Source organism: Parafrankia sp. Ea1.12 (genome assembly GCF_900465275.1).
Taxonomy (GTDB): Bacteria; Actinomycetota; Actinomycetes; order Frankiales; family Frankiaceae; genus Parafrankia; species Parafrankia soli.
In genome coordinates this window covers 1-18,248 of the sequence record NZ_UBIZ01000381.1, presented here as the reverse complement: position 1 = coordinate 18,248, position 18,248 = coordinate 1, and the positions used below count along the sequence as shown (strand labels likewise).

Sequence of the window (18,248 nt, the reverse complement as noted above, 5' to 3'; positions counted from 1 at the left end):
GCGGGGTCTGGCCACCCGCTACGACAAGACACCCGAAAGCTACGCCGCAGGACTCCACCTGCGCGGATCCATCCTCTGGCTACGCACCCTGCCAACCCCATGATCCGAACTTGGAACAGACCCTAGTGGTGGCTGTCGTGGTCGACGGTGTCGGTTGGCGAAGGGCTCCGGGGTACGGGAGTGTCACCGTCACTGTTGATCGCCGGCCCGATTACGAACGCGGAGATCGAGAACATCGCGGCGAACACCACCAGGGCGATAGCCGGGGCTCGCCAGGTGCCGAACCGGCGGCGTAGGCGGAGCAGGAACGGCACCGAGAGCAGCAGTCCCACCGCGCCGAACAGCACAGTGCCGGCGGCGCCGGCGACAAGCGCGGCGCCAGCCAGGAAACCGATGTGGTGCAGCACGTGCGGAGCCAGCCCGACCACACCACCAATCACGCCGACGAGGGCATTCCACGCTGCCCGGAGCCGCCCCCGGCTGGCCTGCTCCACCGGTCGAGGGATCTCCTGACCGTGTCGTACGTCGGGCTCGACCGGAACCGCACGCCGATCCTGCCGGGCTGTCCTGGTCATGGCCGGCCTCCGCCCCGACTCCGGCCCTGCAAGGTCATCACCATCACCCTCCCGCGCTGCTCATCCGTGAATCAGCAGGTTCTTGTTCCTGACCTACCCCGGCGCCGGCCCTGTTACCGGGGTGGGGTACCTGCTGAGTCCCGACCGCGTCCGGATGAACGTCACCGCCGGCACGGTCGACGCGGCACCCCGGCCGCCACCCGGAGAGGCGACACAGGGGAGTCCAGGTCCCGCCCAGGGGCTTCCGGTCAGCCCTGGGTGGATGTTTGCGGGTTGTCCTGTTCGTCGAGTCCGGGAGCTCCCCAGACCGGGAACCAACAGGACAGGTCGGGCTCGATCGGCAGGTCGCCAGCCAGGACGGCCCTGACTTCCAGCTCGGTCGGATTGTCGCGACGCTGGTCGCCCAGCGGGGCGAACGGGTACCAGTTGCCTCGCTTGTAGAGGTAGATCAGTCCCAGCGGTCGGGTGCCGTCGGAGAACGCGACGACCGTGCACAGCAGCGCGGGGCCGAAGCCGGCGTCGGTCAGGGCCGAGTTGGCCGCGTGCAGGTCGGTGACCAACCCGGCGAGGTCGTCGTCCGAGGTCCGTCGAATCAGCCAGACGTAGCCGAAGGCGTCGGTTCGGCGTTCGTACCTGGCGCCGTCCAGGGCGAGCAGGCGATCGATCTCCTGCTGCAGGCCGGCGAACGAGCCCCCCTCCGCCGCCTTGATACAGACCGATCCGACGCCGACGGGCCGCCATGGCGAGGACACCTGCAGGGTGACGGCCGCCGCGGGCAGGGCGAACAGCCGGTCGAGGTTCGGTGGTACCGGTCGGGACCGGCCCAGCAGAACGTCCAGGATCCGCATCTGCCGGCCCGCTACCTGGCTTCGCCGAGTTCGGCGGACAGCCGGGCGAGCTGCGTCAACCGGGTGTCGAGCGGTGGATGGGTGGAGAACAGCGAGGACAGGCTGAATCCCCCGGCCGCCGCCGGGGCGAAGAAGAAGGCGTTGAACGGCTCGGCGGCGCGCAGGTCCCGGGTCGGGATGCGCGACATCTCTCCGGTGATCTTGACCAGTGCCGATGCCAGCGTCGACGGTCGTCCGGTGAGCATCGCTCCCGAGCGGTCCGCGGCGAGTTCCCGGTAGCGGGAGAGCGCCCTGGTCAGGAGGAAGGACAGCACATAGACCACGGTCGAGGCGAGCACGACGACGAGCACGACGAGCGCGCCGTTGTCCTCGTCGTCGTCCTGGGAGCGGCCGAACCCGCCGAACATGCCGGAGTAGAGACCGAACCTGGTGATCAGACCTGCGAGTACCCCGAGGAACGAGGCCACGGTCATGACGGCCACATCCCGGTGCGCGACGTGGGACAGCTCGTGGGACAGCACCCCCTCGAGTTCGTCGGTGTCCAGCCGCCGCAGCAGCCCGGTCGTGACGCAGACCACGGCCCGCCGCTGGCTCCGGCCGGTGGCGAAGGCGTTGGGTACGTCGACGTCCGCGACCGCCACCGCCGGCTTGGGTGCGCCGGACAGCGCGCACAGCCGATCGATGACGCCGTGCAGCTGCGGTGCCTGCTCCGGCGTCACCACCCGGCCGCCCATCGCGTACAGCGCGATGCGGTCGGAGAACCAGTACTGGGTGAACAGCAGGCCTCCGGCGATCACGATGACCAGGACCGTTGACACGCCGAGCGAGATCAGGACGGCGACGAAGGCGACGTAGATCAGTCCGAGCAGGAAGACGGTCACCAGCATCCGGGCGGTCAGCCCGTGGTCGGCGGAGAACCGCCGCGGCGCGTTCACAGTCATGGCTGCCTTCTCAGCCCGGGACCAGGCCCTCGTCGCCGAGCAGCCCGCGGACCTCGGCGAGCGTCGCATCGGCTGGCGGGAGGACCAGGTCGGAGGGTGCCAGCCGGTCCGCCGGCGGCGTTGACCCGACTTCGCGGACGTGGCCGAGCAACGCGCGGGCGGCGGCACGGAAACCCGTCTCGTCGCCGGCCTCGATGGCCGTCACCAGCCGTTCGTCCAGGACATTCAGAGTGTTCAGCTCGCTGTCGGGGACGTCGAACTGCCCCTCACCCAGGATGCGTACGATCATGACTGTCTCTCCGGGCGCGTTCCCTGCCGTGAGCCGCTCGGTTGGGCGCTCCCGATCGCTCGCGGTCGGTTCCCGGCCGGCAGCGCACCCTTGATCGCGGCCAGCTCCCGCTCCACGTCGGACGACGCCGACAGCCGGTCCAGCTCGGCCTGGATGTCGTCACGCGGACCGCCCGCGGTCGCGTCATCCAGCGCCCCGGAGGCGAGCAGCTCGTCGATCGCACCCGCTCGGGCCTGCATCTGCTGAGTCTTGTCCTCGGCCCGCTGGACCGCCAGCCCGACGTCGCCCATCTCCTCGGAGACGCCGGCGACCGCCTCGCCGATCTTCGTCTGTGCCTCGGCCGCGGTGTACGTCGCCTTGATCGTTTCCTTGCGGGTCCGGAACGCCTCGACCTTGGCCTGCAGCCGCTGCGCCGCGAGGGTGAGCCGTTCTTCCTCTGCCTGCAGGGACGCGTGCTGCTGCTCGAGCTCCTGGACCTGCCCGGTGACTCCGGCACGACGGCTCAGGGCCTCCCGGGCCAGGTCGTCCCGGCCCGTGGCGACCGCCTGCCGGGCCTGCTCCGACAGCCTGTCCGCGGACCCCCGCAGCTGCTGAACCTGCAACTCCAACCGCTTGCGGCTGGTGGCGACGTCGGCAACTCCGCGGCGGACCTGCTGCAACAGTTCGAGCTGGCGCTGATAGGAGTAGTCGAGGACCTCGCGTGGGTCCTCGGCACGGTCCAACATCTTGCTGGCCTTGGTCCTGAACACCAGTGCCAGCCGTCGGCTGAGGCTCATCTGCGCCTTCCCTCCTGGAAACTCGGGAACCCCGGCCTCCGGCCGTGCGAGAGATCTACCCCCGGCAAATCGTCTACCGCCGAAGACTTGATCCTGGTCATGTCGACTCCTCCTCCTGACGGCATCGGCAGGCCATCCGCCGCCGCGCACGGGCCGTCGAGCAGGACACGGACCGAGTCGTACCCGGGCAGCGCCCGTGCCCACCCCGGCGACTGATCGAGCAGCGGAGCTGGATACCTTCCGGGGCGCCGGGGCGGTCGCCGTCACCTCGAGTTCCGCTTGTTACCGAGGGGTGGGAGGGCGTTGTTCGCCGTCTCGGTGGCGATGAGTGTCCACCGGGTCGTCCATATGGCGCATCATGAAGAGCATCATCAGTGGGCAGCCGGCCACGAGCAGGAGCGCCAACAGCGCCGTAGTAGGCACTCCGATGACAACCACAACAGCAATGACGATCGCTGCGGCCAGTGCGTATACCGGCAGGTTCTTCCTCATCGGTCCTCCTCCGTGTCCGTCCTATGTCAGTCTTTCCCAGCATGCTCCGGGGGAGCAGGGAACTTGGCGTCGCGGCAGAGGGGCCGATGCGCAGGGCAGCGGGGGCCGAAGGACCTACCACGGTTCCCGTAGGAACGGGTACAGGTGTAGCGACGAGTGCATTTTGGGCAGGCCGCCGTGGCTACACAGGCGGAGGGGCTCGCACCGCCGACCAGGCTTCCCGGCACACCGCCGGTCATGGGACCGACGTCTGGCGTCAGACAGGCGGTCGCTGCTCTCGCCCGACCTTCCTCGCCGTGGTCCGAGCAGCGCTGGTTGATCACGAACGGCCCAGGTATTCAGGAAACGGTTACTCACACCTTCCGAGTGAAGCGTGGTCCGCGGTCGGCGGTCATGCCCCACCCCCTGTTACGTTCCCCTCGAGTTACACAGCGTCACTGTCGGATTGGGGGGATCTGTGAAGCTATTCACTCGGCTCATGGCGACCGGTGTCGCCTGCGCCGGTTCACTCGTGGTGTGAGGTGCTGCCCGTTTCTCGGACACGGACGTAGACGGACTATAGCAGCTTTATGCTGCTTCCTTCACTGAGGTCTGGGCTGCGTGGTATGTGCGCTCGATGTGTTCTGGGGTGCGGTAGCCGAGCGTGGAGTGGAGTCGCTGCCGGTTGTAGGAGACTTCGATGTACTCGGCGATCGCGGTACGGGCGGCGCGGCGGGTCGGATAGGTTTCCCGGTGGACGAGTTCGTTCTTGAGTGTTCCAAAGAACGACTCCGCGGCGGAGTTGTCCCAGCACACTCCGGTGGCGTCGACCGACGGGCGCGCGCCGTGGCGTTTCAGGGCGCGATGGTAGGCATCCGACGTATATCGGTTTGCGCGCCTCGATCGGAGTGGAAAACAGTGTTCGGGGTGAGGGCGGTGCGGGAGGTGGCCATGGTGAACGCGTCGATGATGAGCTCGGTGCGCAGGTGGGTGGCCATCGACCAGCCGGCGACTTTCCGGGAGTAGAGGTCGATGACGGTGGCGAGGTAGAGCCATCCTTCGCCGGTGCGGATGTAGGTGATGTCCCCGACGAGCTTCTCGCCCGGGCGGGTGGCGGTGAAGTCGCGGCGGACGTGGTCGGCGGGCGGCGGGGCCTGGCCGGGGATGGTGGTGCGGCGGTAGGCCCTGGGCTGGCAGGCTTCCAGCCCTGCACGGCGCATGATCCGCCGGGCGAGACGGGCTGAGACACGCAGGCCGGAGGCGGTCAGGGCGGCGGCGATCCGCCGGGCGCCGTAGGTCTGGCGGGAGGCGGCGAACACCGCCCGCACGTGGGTGTCGAGGGTGGTGTGCCGGCGGGTCCGGGCCGACGCTGGCCGCCGGGACCAGTCGTAGAAACCGGATGTCGACACGGCGAGCCACTGGCACATCTTGCGTACCGGGTAGTTGTCCTTCTCCGCGGCGATCAGTTCGTACTTGTCGGTCACTGATGGCGTTGCGCGAAGAAGGCGGTCGCTTTTGAGAGGAACTCGCGCTCCATCCGGAGTTCCCGGTTCTCCTTCTCCAGCTCGCGGAGTCGGGCCCGTTCGGACATCGACAACGGTTCTTCTTCGCCTTGGTGTGCCCGCCGCCAGGCCGCGACCCAGCTCCCCAACGTTCCCTCGTTGATACCGAGATCCTTCGCGACCGCCGATGTGGGACGACCCGAATCGATGACGAGTTTAACCGCCTCGTCCTTATATTCGGGTGTGTATCGCCTGCGTGCCTGACTCATTGATCTCCTCCGTTTACGGATCAATTATCCCCTATAGGGATCACTGTCCGAAGAACGGGGCCCACCTCATATCTCCTACACGAAATAGTATTTGCTCGCGTCGTAGCTGTGATGTGTGCGCCGTCTTACCTCTGGTGGCGAGGGTGAATACGGGGTCCTCTGCGCTGTAGAGCCCCACGGGCTGTCCCAGCTGCGGGCTGACCCAGGCATGCATCATCGGGGCGAGCGACGGCACCACGATGCTTCCGCCGATGAACGACGATGTGGTTCCGGCGCGGCTCGGTGACCTGCAGCCGGATGCTCACCCGTGCAGCTCTTCCAGCCGGCGGCGTTGTTCGGGGGGCATCTCGGCGAGCCGGGTGGCGAACGCGCTCAGCGTCGCCTGCCCATAGCGGGCCACCACCTGAGCGGTCCACACCAACCTCATGGTCCGAGCTTCCAGCGGCCCGAGTAGGGCAAGGGCACGCCCAAGGTCCTCCTCGGAGTCCACCGCCCCGCTCCCATCCTGAACCACATCTCCTACAGTCGATAGTAGCAATGCTGAGGAGCGGGGCGGGTTGGACTGCCTGGGCCGGGCTGCGGGCGCACGCTGACGACGCGATCCGTCGGGTCACCGGCCCTATTCCAACCCCTGTCTGTCGACGGCGACACTGTCGTGGTGGAAGCTGGTAGTGAGGGTGTGAGCGGCGTGCGGGGACGGGTTCGGTCGTGGCAGCGCGGGCCGTTGCGGCGGGGGATGGTGGTGCCCCGGGCCTTGGCTGTGCTGGTGGTAGTCGTGGTGGCAGTGGTGGTGTGGCAGTTTGACCGTGCTGAGGGTGCCAGCAGCGCTCCGCAGGCGGTGTCACAGCGGCTGGCTGCCGAAGCAGTGAAGATCGCCACCGACCGGCCAGATCTCGCTCGCCGGCTCGCGATCGCCGCCTACCGCACCGCCCCCACCCCACAAGCCCAGAACATCGTGCTGCACCTGCTAGCCTCCGGCGACCGGCCGCTGGCTACTCTCACCGGTCACACCGATGGCGTGAGCGATGTGGCGTTCAGTCCGGACGGTGGGCTCCTGGCCACGAGCAGTATCGACGGCACGGCTCGGCTGTGGGATGCCACCGCACAGGGTGCCGTCAGCGAACCCCTGGCAGTCCTCACCGGCCACACCGGTGGCCTCTACGGGGCAGCGTTCAGCCCGGACGGCCGACTCCTGGCCACCAGGAGCATCGACGGCACCGCTCGGCTGTGGGATGCCACCGCCCGGGGTGCCGTCGACGAACCGCTGGCCACCCTCACCGGCCACACCGACGGCGTCACCGACGTGGCGTTCAGCCCGGACGGCCGGTTCCTGGCCACCAGCAGTATCGATGGCACCGTCCAACTGTGGGACACCACCACCCGAGGCGGGGCTGACCAACCCCTGGCCACCCTCACCGCTGGCCGTGTCAACGGTGTGGTGTTCAGCCCGGACGGGCGTCTACTCGCCACGAGCAGCTGGGACGGCACCGCTCAGGTGTGGGATGTCACCGCCCGGGGTGCCGTCGACGAACCGCTGGCCACCCTCACCGGCTATGCCGGCAGTGTCTCCGACGTGGCGTTCAGCCCGGACGGCCGGTTCCTGGCCACCAGCAGCACCGACGGCACCGCTCGGCTGTGGGATGCCACCGCCCGGGGTGCCGTCAACGAACCGCTGGCCACCCTCAACGGCCACACCAGCAGCGTCACCGACGTGGCGTTCAGCCCGGACGGCCGACTCCTGGCCACCAGCAGCACCGACGTCACCGCACGGCTGTGGGATGCCACCGCCCGGGGCCAGGTTCAGCCGCTGGCCACCCTCACCGGCCACACCGGTGGCGTCTATGGGCCTGTGTTCAGCCCGGACGGGCGGCTCTTGGCCACCAGGAGCGAGGACCACACTGCACGAGTGTGGGATTCCACCGCACGAGGTGCCATCGACGATTCCCTGGCCGTCCTCACCGGCCACACCAACTCCGTCTACGATCTGGCATTCAGTCCAAACGGCCGGCTACTCGCCACAGGTAGCTGGGACAACACAGCCCGGCTATGGGATCTGGACGCCGGCCCGCTGGTTGGTGCCGCCTGCGACGAGGACGCGAACCGGCTCACCGAGGCTGAATGGAAGGCCGTAGTGCCCGGCGTTCCCTATGAGGCGCCATGCTGACCGCAGCGCCAAGCGCCGGGCGCTCTCAATCGGTCATGCGTCAGCTCTGATCCCGGTGAGATTCTACAGCCGCCAGGACTTCGAGAAGATCCTAACGCCGCTCGGTGGTACAGCGGGGGTTGATCCTGAAGGGTAGGGTTGGCGAGCAGAATGGAAACACTCTTACCCGGGTGTCGGTATTCAACGGTAGTGGGATAAGCGGCCTGGCGGCCAGAACCGTCGAGCAGCTCACGGCAAAAGGAGTTCCAGCCGCCAACATGGGCAACACCGCTGCCGGCAACTATCTATATAACCTCCCGTATCCTGTACGGTGAGGATGAGGGTGAGAAGGCGAAACAGTTGCACGGTTACATCCCGGACGGGAGCTGATCCCCGAGCCTTCTGTCGCCGGAGTCTAATTAATCGTGGGTTCGTTGTTCTTACCGATGCTCCGGTCCCACCCGCCATATTGGCGGCAGGTGGGTCTGACCATGTCTGTCGCCTGTGCCCCTACCAGGCCGCGCCAACTACCGCTCCAGACGGTGAGTCCTATTCATGTGTGTACTGAACGCAGTCCATCTCCCGCGTCCGTGATTGATAGTACGGCGCATTATTGTTCTGTGCTTCCCTCCGGGCCGGCGTGGCGGCCGTAGACGCAGGCGGTCGAGTGGCTGGCCTGGTTTAACGAGTGGGCTGGAGCAGGCTGTGGAGTCGGGCAAGGTTGATGTTGCCGCCGGAGAGCACCACCGCCGTTCGCTGTCCTTGGGCGTTCACTCGTCCGGCCAGTACCGCGGCGGTGGCGAGTGCGCCGCTGGGTTCGACGACCAGTTTCAGCTGGTCGAACAGCACGGCGAGGGCTGTGGTGATCTCCTTGTCGTCGACGACGAGGATTTCATCGACGTGCTGTTGGATGAGGGGGAAGGTCAGCTCGCCGGGAATCTCGCCGGTGACGCCGTCGGCGATGGTGCGGGGTACCGGGATTCGTACCCGCCGGCCCGCCTGCAGCGATCGGCGGTTCTTGTCGCCTGTGGCGGTCTCCACGCCGATCAGGCGGGTGTGGGGGCTGAGCGCGGCGGTGACCACGCCTGCTCCGGCGAGTTGTCCTCCGCCTCCCAGGGGGAGGACCAGCACGTCCACAGGGCCGGTCTGTTCCAGTAGCTGCAAAGTGGTGGTAGCCGCGCCGGCGATGACGTCGTGGTGGTCGTAGGGCGGGATGAGGGTGAGATCGCGCTCGGCGGCCAGCTGGTTGGTCAGGGCGAAGCGGTCGTCGGAGTAGCGGTCGAAGGTCACCACGGTCGCGCCGAGGTGCTTGACCGCGGCGAGTTTGGTCGGTGGGGCGTCGGCGGGCATCACGATCAGCGCTGTGGTGTTGAGCATGGCGGCGGCGATGGCTACGGCCAGTGCGTGGTTGCCTGATGAGAACGCAATAACTCCGCGGGTAAGCCGCTCCGGAGGTAGGCAGGCCAGGGCGTTGTAAGCGCCACGGAACTTGAACGAACCGGTGCGCTGCAGATTCTCGCATTTGACCAGCACTTGCCCGCCGGTGTGGTCGTCCAGGACGGGGGCGCGCATGACGGGTGTGGTCACGGCGACCGCGGCTAGGCGCGCTGCGGCGGCACGTATGTGGTCCAGGGTCACGGCCTGCTCGATGGCCGGTACCAGCGGGGTGCTCATCGGTTAGGTGCCTTCCGGCTAATACCGCGCATGGTAGGAACGGTGCGCATGGTGGGCAAAGAGGTTCCAGCGGCCGGTACGGGCGGGACGCGGGAGGGCAGATGGCCGCTACGCAGCAGCGCTACCAGAGCTATGGTGCCCGCCGTACCGGTGACCGCCAAGGCGGTCCACACCAACCACGGCCAGCCGCTGGACAGGCCTACATCCCACACCATGCCGGTGGCCAGGTTGCCGGCGGTGATGCCAATACCGGACAGGGTGTTATAGAAGCCGTAGTGCGTGGCTACCAGACGACCGTCGGCTAGCACGACGATGGTGTCCATCTCGAAGGGGTAGGCGACCGCGGTGCCCAAAGTCAGCAGGACCGTGGTGACCACCGCGGGCGCCAGCGCCAGCGCCGCTCGAGGCATGGTCGTCGGTGTGGTGGGGGCCAGATGTGCGGTGAGTACCAGTGGCACAAACGCCGCGCTCATCAACGCCACGCCGGTGGTGACCGATCGGCCGGGACTGAAACGGGCTTTGGCCCACGCGGTCAGCCGAACCTGTCCCAGGATCGCCACCACTGCCGAGGTGGCGAACAGCACGCTGCTGCCTGCGTTCCCACCGTCCCCACCCAGCACACGCCCGGCCTGCAGAGGCAGGGCCAGGTAGATCTGCGCGGACAGGACATACGAGGTGATCATCGCCAGGGAGAACAGGAGGAAGGCCCGGTTGCCGACCACCACCCGCCAGTCGGCCAGCACCCCGGCCACCCCGGTGGCGTGCTGGGTGCCGCGGTCGGGAACCCGCGTGGGCAACGACCGCAGTTGCAGGATCGTCAGGGCGGCGAAGAGGACGGCGGCGGTAAGGCACACCACGCGGAAGTCCAGCATGATCAGAGCCAGTCCGACCACCGGCCCGATGAGGATCCCGGCCTGATAGAAGACGTTGAACACCGCGAACGCCTCCACGCGACGTTCCCCAGCGTCCGCGGCGAGGTAGGCGCGCACCGCCGGGTTGAACAACGCCCCGGCCAGTCCGGTGGCCACCGAGGCGGCCAGCACTGCAGGCAGTGTTTCCACCACTCCCAGGAGACCGAAGCCCACCGCGCGCAGCCCGCATCCAGCGATGATCATTGGCTTGTAGCCGAGCCGGTCGGCCAGGGTGCCGCCGAGCAGGAACAGACCCTGCTGGCTCAGCGTGCGTACCCCCAGGACCAGCCCTACCGTCCACGCGGCCATGCCCAGTCCACCGGCAAGGTGGTTGGCCAGGTAGGGCATGAGCATGTAGAAGCCGAGATTGATGCCGAACTGGTTGACTACCAGCAGCCGCACACTGCCCGGAAAGGAGCGGAACTGCCTCCATGTGCCCGTCATCGCCGGGCACCCAGGTGGGTTAGACGCGCATCGGTGACCGGATCAACCACGGTCGTGCAGCGTGTCCACCGTTTCACGACCTGGTCCGCGGGGTGGGTGATGTGGTCGGGATCGTCAGCGGGAGGCCGCCCGAGCAGGTCGTGAGTGTCGCAGAACGTATCGCTGTAGACGGTGTCGAAATAGCGGTGCGGCCCGTCGGGAAAGATTGCCGCGATGCGGGTTTCCGGTGGCAGCCTCCGCGCCAGCCATCCAGCGACCAGGCCGACCGCCCCCACGCTCCAGCCGCCGCTGGCGTAGTGGTGTGCGGCCAGCGCCCGGCAGGTCCATACCGCTTCGGTGGCGTTGACCCAGTGCACCTCGTCGAACGCCGAGTAGGCGATGTTGTGGGGGTAGATGCTGCTGCCCAAGCCGCGCATCATGCGGGAAGCGGCAGGCTGACCGAAGATGGCGGATCCCACGGTATCCACCCCCACCAGCCGCAACCGTGGGCAGAACTCGCGCAGCATCCGGCTGACCCCGGCGGAGTGCCCACCGGTGCCCACACTGGCGACTAGCACGTCCACCCGCCCCAGCTGCGCCACCAGCTCGACCGCCAGTGGCTCGTAGGCGGTGATGTTGTCAGGGTTGTGGTATTGGTCCGGGCACCAGGCACCGGGATCAGTGTCCAGCAGCTGACGCACCCGGCGACGTCGCGCCTCTTGCCACCCACCGACGGGATCTGGCTCGGTCACAATGTCGACGTCGGCGCCGTAGGCGCCGAGCATGTGCACCATCATCGGTTCCATGCCCGGGTCGCTGACCAGGGTGACCGGATGTCCGTAGACGATGCCGGCTAGCGCCAGCCCCAGCCCCATGGTGCCGCTGGTGGACTCCACGATCCGCGCACCCGGGGCCAGCTGGCCACGTCGACGGGCGCACTCCACCATATGCAGCGCGGGACGGTCCTTGATCCCGCCAGGGTTGTGGCCCTCCAGCTTGGCCCAGAAACCCCGCCCGTCGTCGGTGAATGGCTCGTCGATCCACAACACCGGCGTATTGCCCACTGCCCCCGCAGGGGTGTGACACGGCGTTGCGGGTGAGGGCAGCACCAGCCGAGCTGAGGACGGCACCACCTGCTCGGACAGGGGCAACGCACGTTGCGTGACAACAGCAGCATGAGAACGAACGCTCATCAGTCGAAAGTCCTTATATCGCGACGCGGAAACGGTCATCGGCATCCGAGTGCGCCCGACATCCGCACCGCGACCGCCTCCACCGCCTGCGTGCTCACGCGCAGAAGGAGGGAAGCGGGGCACGGTGCTGTGTCAGGCGCCGCGGTGACCCGTCACCGTCGCGACACACCCACCTGCACGAGCAACTCGGCACCTGCTAACACGCAGATCTCGCCGACGATTGCGGCCGTCGGCCGAGGCTGTGTAGACCACGCCGCCACCTCGGCCTTTGACGTGGAAACCGAATTCGGTGCAGGTGCCGATGCCGGCTGCACGCCGAGCAGGTTCACGTCATCCGGCCCACAGGAACGATGATCATGTTGGGGTGGTGTAGCCGGGCGCTCGATCTCGTGATCGCTATCGGGGCCGGCGAGGGTGCGGGCATCGTCCTGATAGGGCACACCGCGGGCGCCGGTCCCCTGATGAAACGAGCCGTCCGCCGTGAGAACCGCGCCGAGCGTGTCACTTGAGATGGTGTATGACGCCGCCTCGCTCTGGCCGGGACACAGCGGTACACAGACCAGGGCAAGTACCGCCGCAACCATCAACCGCCACCAGGATCGTGGTCTGTGGGCGGCGGCGGTTGACACAGCTTCCACCCTACCCCAACCATTACGTGGAGTAGTAATTTAACTACTTGGCGTAGAAAATTTATTAGCATAAAAGGATGAAAAACTGAGAATGGGTTCGGGGGTGGTCGACCGGCATCCGGACGGAGCCAGCACACCTTCCCGAGGGACTCTTGTACTGCGTGAAGCGAAGGCGCATCGAACGAAACCCGCCCTGGCTATCAAAACCGGACCCAGCCCAGGTCGCGGACGAGTACCGGGTGAGGTGCTGCCCGTTTCTCGGACATCGACGTAGCAGGATTATACCAGCTTTATGCTGCTTCCTTCGCCGAGGTCTGGTTTGCGTGGTATATGCGCTCGATGTGTTCTGGGGTGCAGTAGTCGAGCGTGGAGTGGAGTCGCTGTCGGTTGTAGAAGACCTCGATGTACTCGGCAATCGCGGTACGCGCGGCGCGGCGGGTGACAAGGTTTCCCGGTAGACAAGTTCGTTCTTGAGGGTGCCGAAGAACGACTCCGCCGCCGAGTTGTCCCAGCACACGCCGGTGGCGCCGAACGACGGGCGTGCACCGTGGCGTTTCAGGACGCGATGGTAGGCGTCCGACGTGTATTGGGCGGCCTTGGGTGCCTTGGGCGGAATGGTGAATGACGCCGGGGGCGGGCCGGCGGTGCTGGAGGGCCATGGTGAGGGTGTCGGCGACGAGCGGGGTCTTCTGCTCGTCGGACATGGACCATCCGACGATCTTGCGGGCGTACAGGTCGAGGACGACCGCGAGGTACAGCCAGCCCTGCCCCGTCGGGACGTAGGTGACGCCGGCCGTCCAGACCCGGTTCGGTGTGGGGGGCGAAGTCGCGTCCGACCAGGTCGGGTGGCAGGTGGGCGGCGGTGGACCCCTTGCAGGCCGGCCTGTCTCATCAGTCGGGCGACGCGCTTGCGGCTGGTCCGGACACCCGCGGCGGCCAGGTCGGGGTGCACGCGTGGGGCGCCGTAGGTCGCCCGGGACGCCGCATGCACCGCGGTGATCTTCGTGGTCAGGGTCTGGTCGTCGGCGACCCGAGCGGACTGGCCGCCACGGCGGCGCCAGGCGTAGTAGCCCTCGCGTGACACACCGAGCACGCGGGCCAGGACGGAGACAGGGTGGTGTGTTTTCTCCGCGTCGATCAGAGCGAACTTCATTTCTGATCGGTCTCCGCCGCGAAGAAAATTGTGGCCTTGCGGAGGATCTCGCGTTCCTCCCGGAGCTGCCGGTTCTCCTTCCGGAGTCTTTTCAACTCGTCACGTTCCGCGGCGGACAGCTCATCGGCCCTCGTGCCTTCCTCCTGTTCGGCCTGGCGGACCCAGTTACGGATCGACGGCCCCGACGGGCCGTATTCCTTGGCCAGCGCCTCTGGCGAGTGACCGGCTCGGACAAGTTCCACCATCTGCCGGCGGAACTCCTCCGTGTACGGCGGTTGTGATCTCGGCACCTGCACTCCTCCCTGGGACCATTATCCCAAAGAGCCCAGGTGTGAACAGGAACGGGCCAACTTCACACCTCCTGGCGGATCTACAGTCCGGAAACCCCGCACACCCTCGGCCGAAAGATACAGATCAAGAGGCCCCGAGCGCGCGGTGGTGAGCGGAGGCAGCCGCGGCAGCGGGCCCGCCACCAGGCGGCAAGACCGGACATAAACACCGTAATCCACGACGTCACCGTCGTCTCGTTCGGCTATCTGTACGGCCCGCCACCCGCGGCGCACCTCATCCTGGACCTGCGCACCTTCCGGGACCCCAACGTCGACCCGGACCTGCGCGACCTGACCGCGCACGACCAGCCGGTGGTTGACGCGGTGCTGGCTACCCCCGGCATCCCTGGCCTGCTCGATGCCACCGAGACGGCGGTGCGCGCCTACCTCGCCGGGCCGTCGGCTGGTCCGGTCACCGTCGTGGTGGGGCTGTGCAGGGGGAGACACCGGGCCGCCGCCGTAACCGGCGTCCTTTCCGTGGCGGTCGCCCTGCCGGGCATCCTCCGCCGGCTCCAGTCCCGTCACCCGCGCATCCGGACGCAGCCGCGTTCAACGAGGGTGGCCCTGAACCGATCGACATTCACCGCCGGGGAGCTGGCGCCGCGCGCGCCCGTTACCTACTCGCAGGCCCGGGATGGGGGAGAAGCGATCTGGGTGGGTTCATCGTCGCTGGATCGGCGACGGTCCAGATATCTGTCTACGGCCCGCAGGTCGTCCGGTAGGCGAGGGTCGGGATGTAACGCTCCCACTCGGCTGGAGTGAGGCCGCCACCGGCCGCCGCGCAGGCCCGGTCGATGCGGCGAGTGAGAAGCTCGTCGAGAGGATGCAGGTCCCACAGGATCGCCCTGCCGTCGGCGCTGTTGATGAGCGCGGTGCGCCCGTCGGCGGACAACGCCACCGTGTTCACAGTCTCGGTGTGGCCGGTGAGGGTGGAGCGACGGGCCGGGCGGGCCGGGTCGCTGATGTCCCACAGGATCGCCGTCCCGTCGTTGCTGCCAGTCAGCGCGGTACGCCCGTCGGCGGACAACGCGAGCACCTGCATGGCCCCCCGGGCTCGCCGACGAGGGTGCCGTGGCGTACCGGGTGGAAAGGACGCGTGACATCCCAGACGATGGCGTTTTCGCTGGGGGCGGTCAGCGCGATGCGTCCGTCGGCGGACAACGCCACACCGTCCACGTACTCCATCTGATTGGTGAGGGCGCCGTGGCGGACCGGTCGCACCGGATCGGTCACATCCCACAGGGTCGTCGGGCTGTCCTCGTCGCCGGTCACCGCGATGTGCCCGTCGGCGGACAATGCCACCATCTGCGCGTACTCCGTGGGATCGGTGAGCGTGGTCCCGGACAGGTTCAGATCCCACATCATCGCGGTCTTGTCATCGCTGCCGGTCAGCGCGATGCGCCCATCCGCGGACAACGCTGCGGCGAACAAGGTGCCGGTGTGGCCGGTGAAGGTGGCGCGGATGACCGGGGCGACCGGGTCACGGAGATCCCTTAAGATCATTTTGCCGTCCCAGCCGCCGGTCAGCGCGGTGCGCCCGTCGCCCGACAACGCCACGGCAGCCACGCCGTTGGTGTGATCGGTGAGGGTGGCGCGGCGGGCCGGGTGAGCCGAATCGGTGAGGTCCCACACACTTGCCCCTTGGTCTTCGCCAGTCAGCGCGGTGCGTCCGTCCGCGGACAACGCCACCGCGAGCACGCGGTCGGCTTCGGTTGTGGGATCGGTGTGGCGGGTGAGGATGGGTCGGCGGGCCGGGTGAGCCGGGTCGCTGATGTCCCACAGGGTCGCCGTCCCGTCGTTGCTGCCGGTCAGCGCGACGCGCCCCTCGGTGGACAACGCCACCGCGTTCACGCCGTCGGTGTGGCCGGTGAGGGTGGCGCGGGCCGGGTGCGCCGGATCGGTGAGGTCCCACAGGATTGCCGCGCGGTCCCAACCGCCGGTGAGTGCAGTGTGCCCGTCGGCGGACAACGCCACCGCGTTCACGCTGTCGGTGTGGCCGGTGAGGGTGGCGCGGAGATGGCTGTCGGCCAGGGTTGCGGACACGTGGTCGGTTGCGCCGGCCTGGCGGCTGATCCCGGCGGCCGCGAGGTCGAGTTTGAGGGCGGTCCGCGGATCGGTGTCCGCGAGGGTGTCCGCCAGGTTCACCAGGCCCTGGGCTGCGGCGAGGTGGCTTTGGTTGATGGCCTGGCGCCACTGCACGGCGGCGAGGCTGCCCGTGGTCAGCGCGAGCAGGAGCAGGATGACCACGGCTGTGGTGAATATCCGGGTGCGGCGGGCGCGGCGGTTCGCGGCGTGGGTACTGGCGTGGAGGAAGGCCGTTTCGGTGGGGGGTAGGTCGCCAGCCTGGGTGGTGGTGGTCAGCGAACGGGCAGCGGCCAGGCGGGTGCCGCGGTAGAGGAATGCGGGGTCACGGTCGTGGTCGAGCCATTCGGTGGTGTCCTCGGACAGCTGCTGGCGGACCAGGAGGGTGGCCCGGTCGGTGTCGATCCAGCTGCGTAACTGGGGCCAGGCGCGGATCAGTGCCTCGTGCGCGAGTTGGACGGTGTCGGCGTCGACGGTGACCAGGCGGGCGTGCACGAACCGGTCGAGAACCTGGCGGGCCGTGGCGTGTTCCGGCGCGGTCGCCGGGGGGAGCAGGTCGGAAACCGGCACCCGACGGCGGGTGTCCTCGGTTCCCTGACCGAGGCGGACCAGCCGTAGCAGCAGCCGGCGTGCGGTGTGGCGTCCTTCCACGTCGAGGCCCTGGAGGGTGGCGTCCGCGGTGCGTTGCAACGCGCCGGTGACACCACCGGCGGCGCGATAGCCGGCCAGGGTGAGCTCGCGGCCCTGACGGTGCTGCCAGGTGACGAGCAGGGCATGAGACAGCAACGGCAGAACGCCCTCGACACCGGTGTGCTGGCCGTCGGCGTCGAGGTCTTCCAGCAGCAGGTCGGCCAGCCCGTCCTGCAGGGTGAGGCCGCCCAGCGCGGCCGGGCGTTCGATGACCTCCCGCAGCTGCGCACTGGTCATGGGGCCGATGACCACCGGGTGTTCCAGCGGGGCCAGCAGCTGCGGATAGGCCGCGCAGTGCACGAAGAAATCGGCCCGCATCCCGAACACCACGATCGCTGGGGATTCCTGGACCGGGTCCGCGCACAGCGTGTCGAGCACGTCGATGAACAGCCGGCGTTGCTGCTCGTCCGGGCAGACGGTGAACAGCTCCTCAAACTGGTCGACGATGATGACCGCACGGACCGGCCGCGGTGGATCGTCGGCGTTCAACGCCCGGTGGACAACTGCCCGCAGCTGCCCGGGATCGCTCTGCGCGTGTTCGGTCAGCTCGGCTGGGGATAACCCGACCGTCAGGACGGCGAGGTGTTTAGCCAGCTCTGCCACCGGATCCGCGCCGGGACTGAAAACCGCGAAGGGAGTGCCGGCCCGGCCCGGGGCGGGCGGGCCATTCCCGTCCAGAGCAGCGATCAGCCCCGCGCGCAGCAGCGAGGACTTCCCCGACCCGGACGGGCCGGTCACCATCAGCGGCCCCGGACAGGCCCATTTCTCGGCGACCCGATCGAGGAGATCCGCGGTCAGCTGTGCCCGACCGAAGAACAACCGGGCATCGTCAGGGCCGAAAGCCGCCAGCCCCCGATACGGGCAGGGCTGCGCCGGTTCCGCGGCACCGCCATCGGAATCGGAATCGGCGTGATTATCGGCCTCGCCGGCCCGCGGTTCCATCCGCTGCAGCTGCTTGGCCGCCTCGGTGGCCGACCGGTTCGCGCTGCGCACCCCGGCCATCCGCAGCAGCAGGTCGCGATAGGCCGCATCCCAGGCGTGGCGGTCCCCCAGATCGCCGGACACGGGCCGGTCGGACTCGCCGGCGACCCGGATGCAGGTGTCGACGAACACCTCTACGTGCTCCGGCTCGGGACGCACCGGCCGAGTCCTACTGATCATCCCGGCGATAGTGCTGCGTTTCAGTCGCAGCGGCGGCTGACCCGCCCGGCGTCGTGGCGTCCTACCACTGGCCGCCTCAAGGCGACGGTCCGACAGACCCGCCGCGTCCTTGAGCGCCCGCAGCCGCTCCGCGAACTCCGGACGCGGATCCACACCGCCACCCACCAAGCCCCCCGCCCCGGCCACACC

Annotated in this window: 16 protein-coding genes and 3 pseudogenes; 4 read left to right on the top strand and 15 right to left on the bottom strand. The window is 68.1% G+C overall.

Annotated elements, in window-relative coordinates:
• Nucleotides 1-103, top strand: a pseudogene (locus tag FMEAI12_RS40095) (IS5/IS1182 family transposase); the annotation flags it as partial.
• Nucleotides 104-122: 19 nt separating this feature from the next.
• On the opposite strand, the gene FMEAI12_RS21745 reads toward FMEAI12_RS40095, so the two are convergent.
• The 8 genes and pseudogenes from FMEAI12_RS21745 to FMEAI12_RS39305 form a co-directional block, all read right to left on the bottom strand.
• The gene (locus tag FMEAI12_RS21745; RefSeq protein ID WP_112107641.1) at nt 123-494 is read right to left on the bottom strand and encodes a hypothetical protein; all 372 of its coding nucleotides are present in this window, start codon (nt 492-494) and stop codon (nt 123-125) included.
• A 329-nt stretch (nt 495-823) separates the two neighbouring features.
• Nucleotides 824-1,423, bottom strand: coding sequence for a hypothetical protein (locus FMEAI12_RS21740; RefSeq protein WP_112107640.1), 600 nt, complete (start codon nt 1,421-1,423; stop codon nt 824-826).
• An 11-nt stretch (nt 1,424-1,434) separates the two neighbouring features.
• On the bottom strand, nt 1,435-2,364 hold the full coding sequence (gene htpX, locus FMEAI12_RS21735; protein WP_112107639.1) for a zinc metalloprotease HtpX: 930 nt from the start codon (nt 2,362-2,364) through the stop codon (nt 1,435-1,437).
• A gap of 10 nt (nt 2,365-2,374) precedes the next feature.
• The gene (locus FMEAI12_RS21730) at nt 2,375-2,653 is read right to left on the bottom strand and encodes a hypothetical protein (protein WP_112107638.1); all 279 of its coding nucleotides are present in this window, start codon (nt 2,651-2,653) and stop codon (nt 2,375-2,377) included.
• Nucleotides 2,650-3,429 carry a PspA/IM30 family protein gene (locus FMEAI12_RS21725; RefSeq protein ID WP_112107637.1) on the bottom strand — a complete coding sequence of 260 codons (780 nt, stop codon included), beginning with the start codon at nt 3,427-3,429 and terminating at the stop codon, nt 2,650-2,652. The genes FMEAI12_RS21730 and FMEAI12_RS21725 overlap by 4 nt, the downstream gene beginning before the upstream one ends.
• Nucleotides 3,430-3,711: 282 nt before the next feature.
• Nucleotides 3,712-3,921, bottom strand: a complete 210-nt coding sequence (locus FMEAI12_RS21720) for a DUF2933 domain-containing protein (protein ID WP_112107636.1) — start codon at nt 3,919-3,921, stop codon at nt 3,712-3,714.
• A 567-nt stretch (nt 3,922-4,488) separates the two neighbouring features.
• Nucleotides 4,489-5,671, bottom strand: a pseudogene (locus FMEAI12_RS21715) (IS3 family transposase).
• Between the two features lie 301 nt (nt 5,672-5,972).
• Nucleotides 5,973-6,098 carry a hypothetical protein gene (locus FMEAI12_RS39305; RefSeq protein WP_255565722.1) on the bottom strand — a complete coding sequence of 42 codons (126 nt, stop codon included), beginning with the start codon at nt 6,096-6,098 and terminating at the stop codon, nt 5,973-5,975.
• A 351-nt stretch (nt 6,099-6,449) separates the two neighbouring features.
• On the opposite strand from FMEAI12_RS39305, the gene FMEAI12_RS21705 reads away from it, so the two are divergent.
• The gene (locus tag FMEAI12_RS21705) at nt 6,450-7,835 is read left to right on the top strand and encodes a WD40 repeat domain-containing protein (RefSeq protein WP_200835368.1); all 1,386 of its coding nucleotides are present in this window, start codon (nt 6,450-6,452) and stop codon (nt 7,833-7,835) included.
• 104 nt (nt 7,836-7,939) lie between these two features.
• Nucleotides 7,940-8,149 (top strand): LytR C-terminal domain-containing protein, encoded by a 210-nt coding sequence (locus tag FMEAI12_RS40090; protein ID WP_112107633.1) that lies wholly within the window; start codon nt 7,940-7,942, stop codon nt 8,147-8,149.
• 346 nt (nt 8,150-8,495) lie between these two features.
• Here the strand turns inward: FMEAI12_RS40090 and FMEAI12_RS21695 are convergent, their stop codons facing one another.
• From FMEAI12_RS21695 to FMEAI12_RS21680, 5 genes and pseudogenes are all read right to left on the bottom strand, one after another.
• Nucleotides 8,496-9,488: a pyridoxal-phosphate dependent enzyme gene (locus FMEAI12_RS21695; RefSeq protein ID WP_112107632.1), complete on the bottom strand. Its 993-nt coding sequence runs from the start codon at nt 9,486-9,488 to the stop codon at nt 8,496-8,498.
• A complete protein-coding gene (locus FMEAI12_RS21690) occupies nt 9,485-10,843 on the bottom strand; it encodes an MFS transporter (RefSeq protein WP_112107631.1) in 1,359 nt (452 codons plus the stop codon). Before FMEAI12_RS21690 ends, FMEAI12_RS21695 begins: the two co-directional genes overlap by 4 nt.
• Entirely contained in the window at nt 10,840-12,015 is a 1,176-nt protein-coding gene (locus FMEAI12_RS21685; protein ID WP_165938871.1) for a PLP-dependent cysteine synthase family protein, read from the bottom strand. The genes FMEAI12_RS21690 and FMEAI12_RS21685 overlap by 4 nt, the downstream gene beginning before the upstream one ends.
• A 152-nt stretch (nt 12,016-12,167) precedes the next feature.
• Nucleotides 12,168-12,644 carry a hypothetical protein gene (locus FMEAI12_RS36290; protein ID WP_146776747.1) on the bottom strand — a complete coding sequence of 159 codons (477 nt, stop codon included), beginning with the start codon at nt 12,642-12,644 and terminating at the stop codon, nt 12,168-12,170.
• A 290-nt stretch (nt 12,645-12,934) separates the two neighbouring features.
• A pseudogene (locus tag FMEAI12_RS21680) lies at nt 12,935-14,087 on the bottom strand (IS3 family transposase).
• 78 nt (nt 14,088-14,165) lie between these two features.
• Here FMEAI12_RS21680 and FMEAI12_RS21675 point away from each other — a divergent pair.
• Nucleotides 14,166-14,888 carry an RNase adapter RapZ gene (locus FMEAI12_RS21675; protein ID WP_368672098.1) on the top strand — a complete coding sequence of 241 codons (723 nt, stop codon included), beginning with the start codon at nt 14,166-14,168 and terminating at the stop codon, nt 14,886-14,888.
• On the opposite strand, the gene FMEAI12_RS21670 is transcribed toward FMEAI12_RS21675, so the two are convergent.
• Together FMEAI12_RS21670 and FMEAI12_RS21665 are read right to left on the bottom strand one after the other, a co-directional pair.
• Entirely contained in the window at nt 14,824-15,153 is a 330-nt protein-coding gene (locus FMEAI12_RS21670; RefSeq protein ID WP_160144308.1) for a hypothetical protein, read from the bottom strand. The genes FMEAI12_RS21675 and FMEAI12_RS21670 overlap by 65 nt on opposite strands.
• Entirely contained in the window at nt 15,126-18,212 is a 3,087-nt protein-coding gene (locus FMEAI12_RS21665; RefSeq protein ID WP_146776746.1) for a WD40 repeat domain-containing protein, read from the bottom strand. The genes FMEAI12_RS21670 and FMEAI12_RS21665 overlap by 28 nt, the downstream gene beginning before the upstream one ends.
• Between the last annotated feature and the right edge of the window lie 36 nt (nt 18,213-18,248).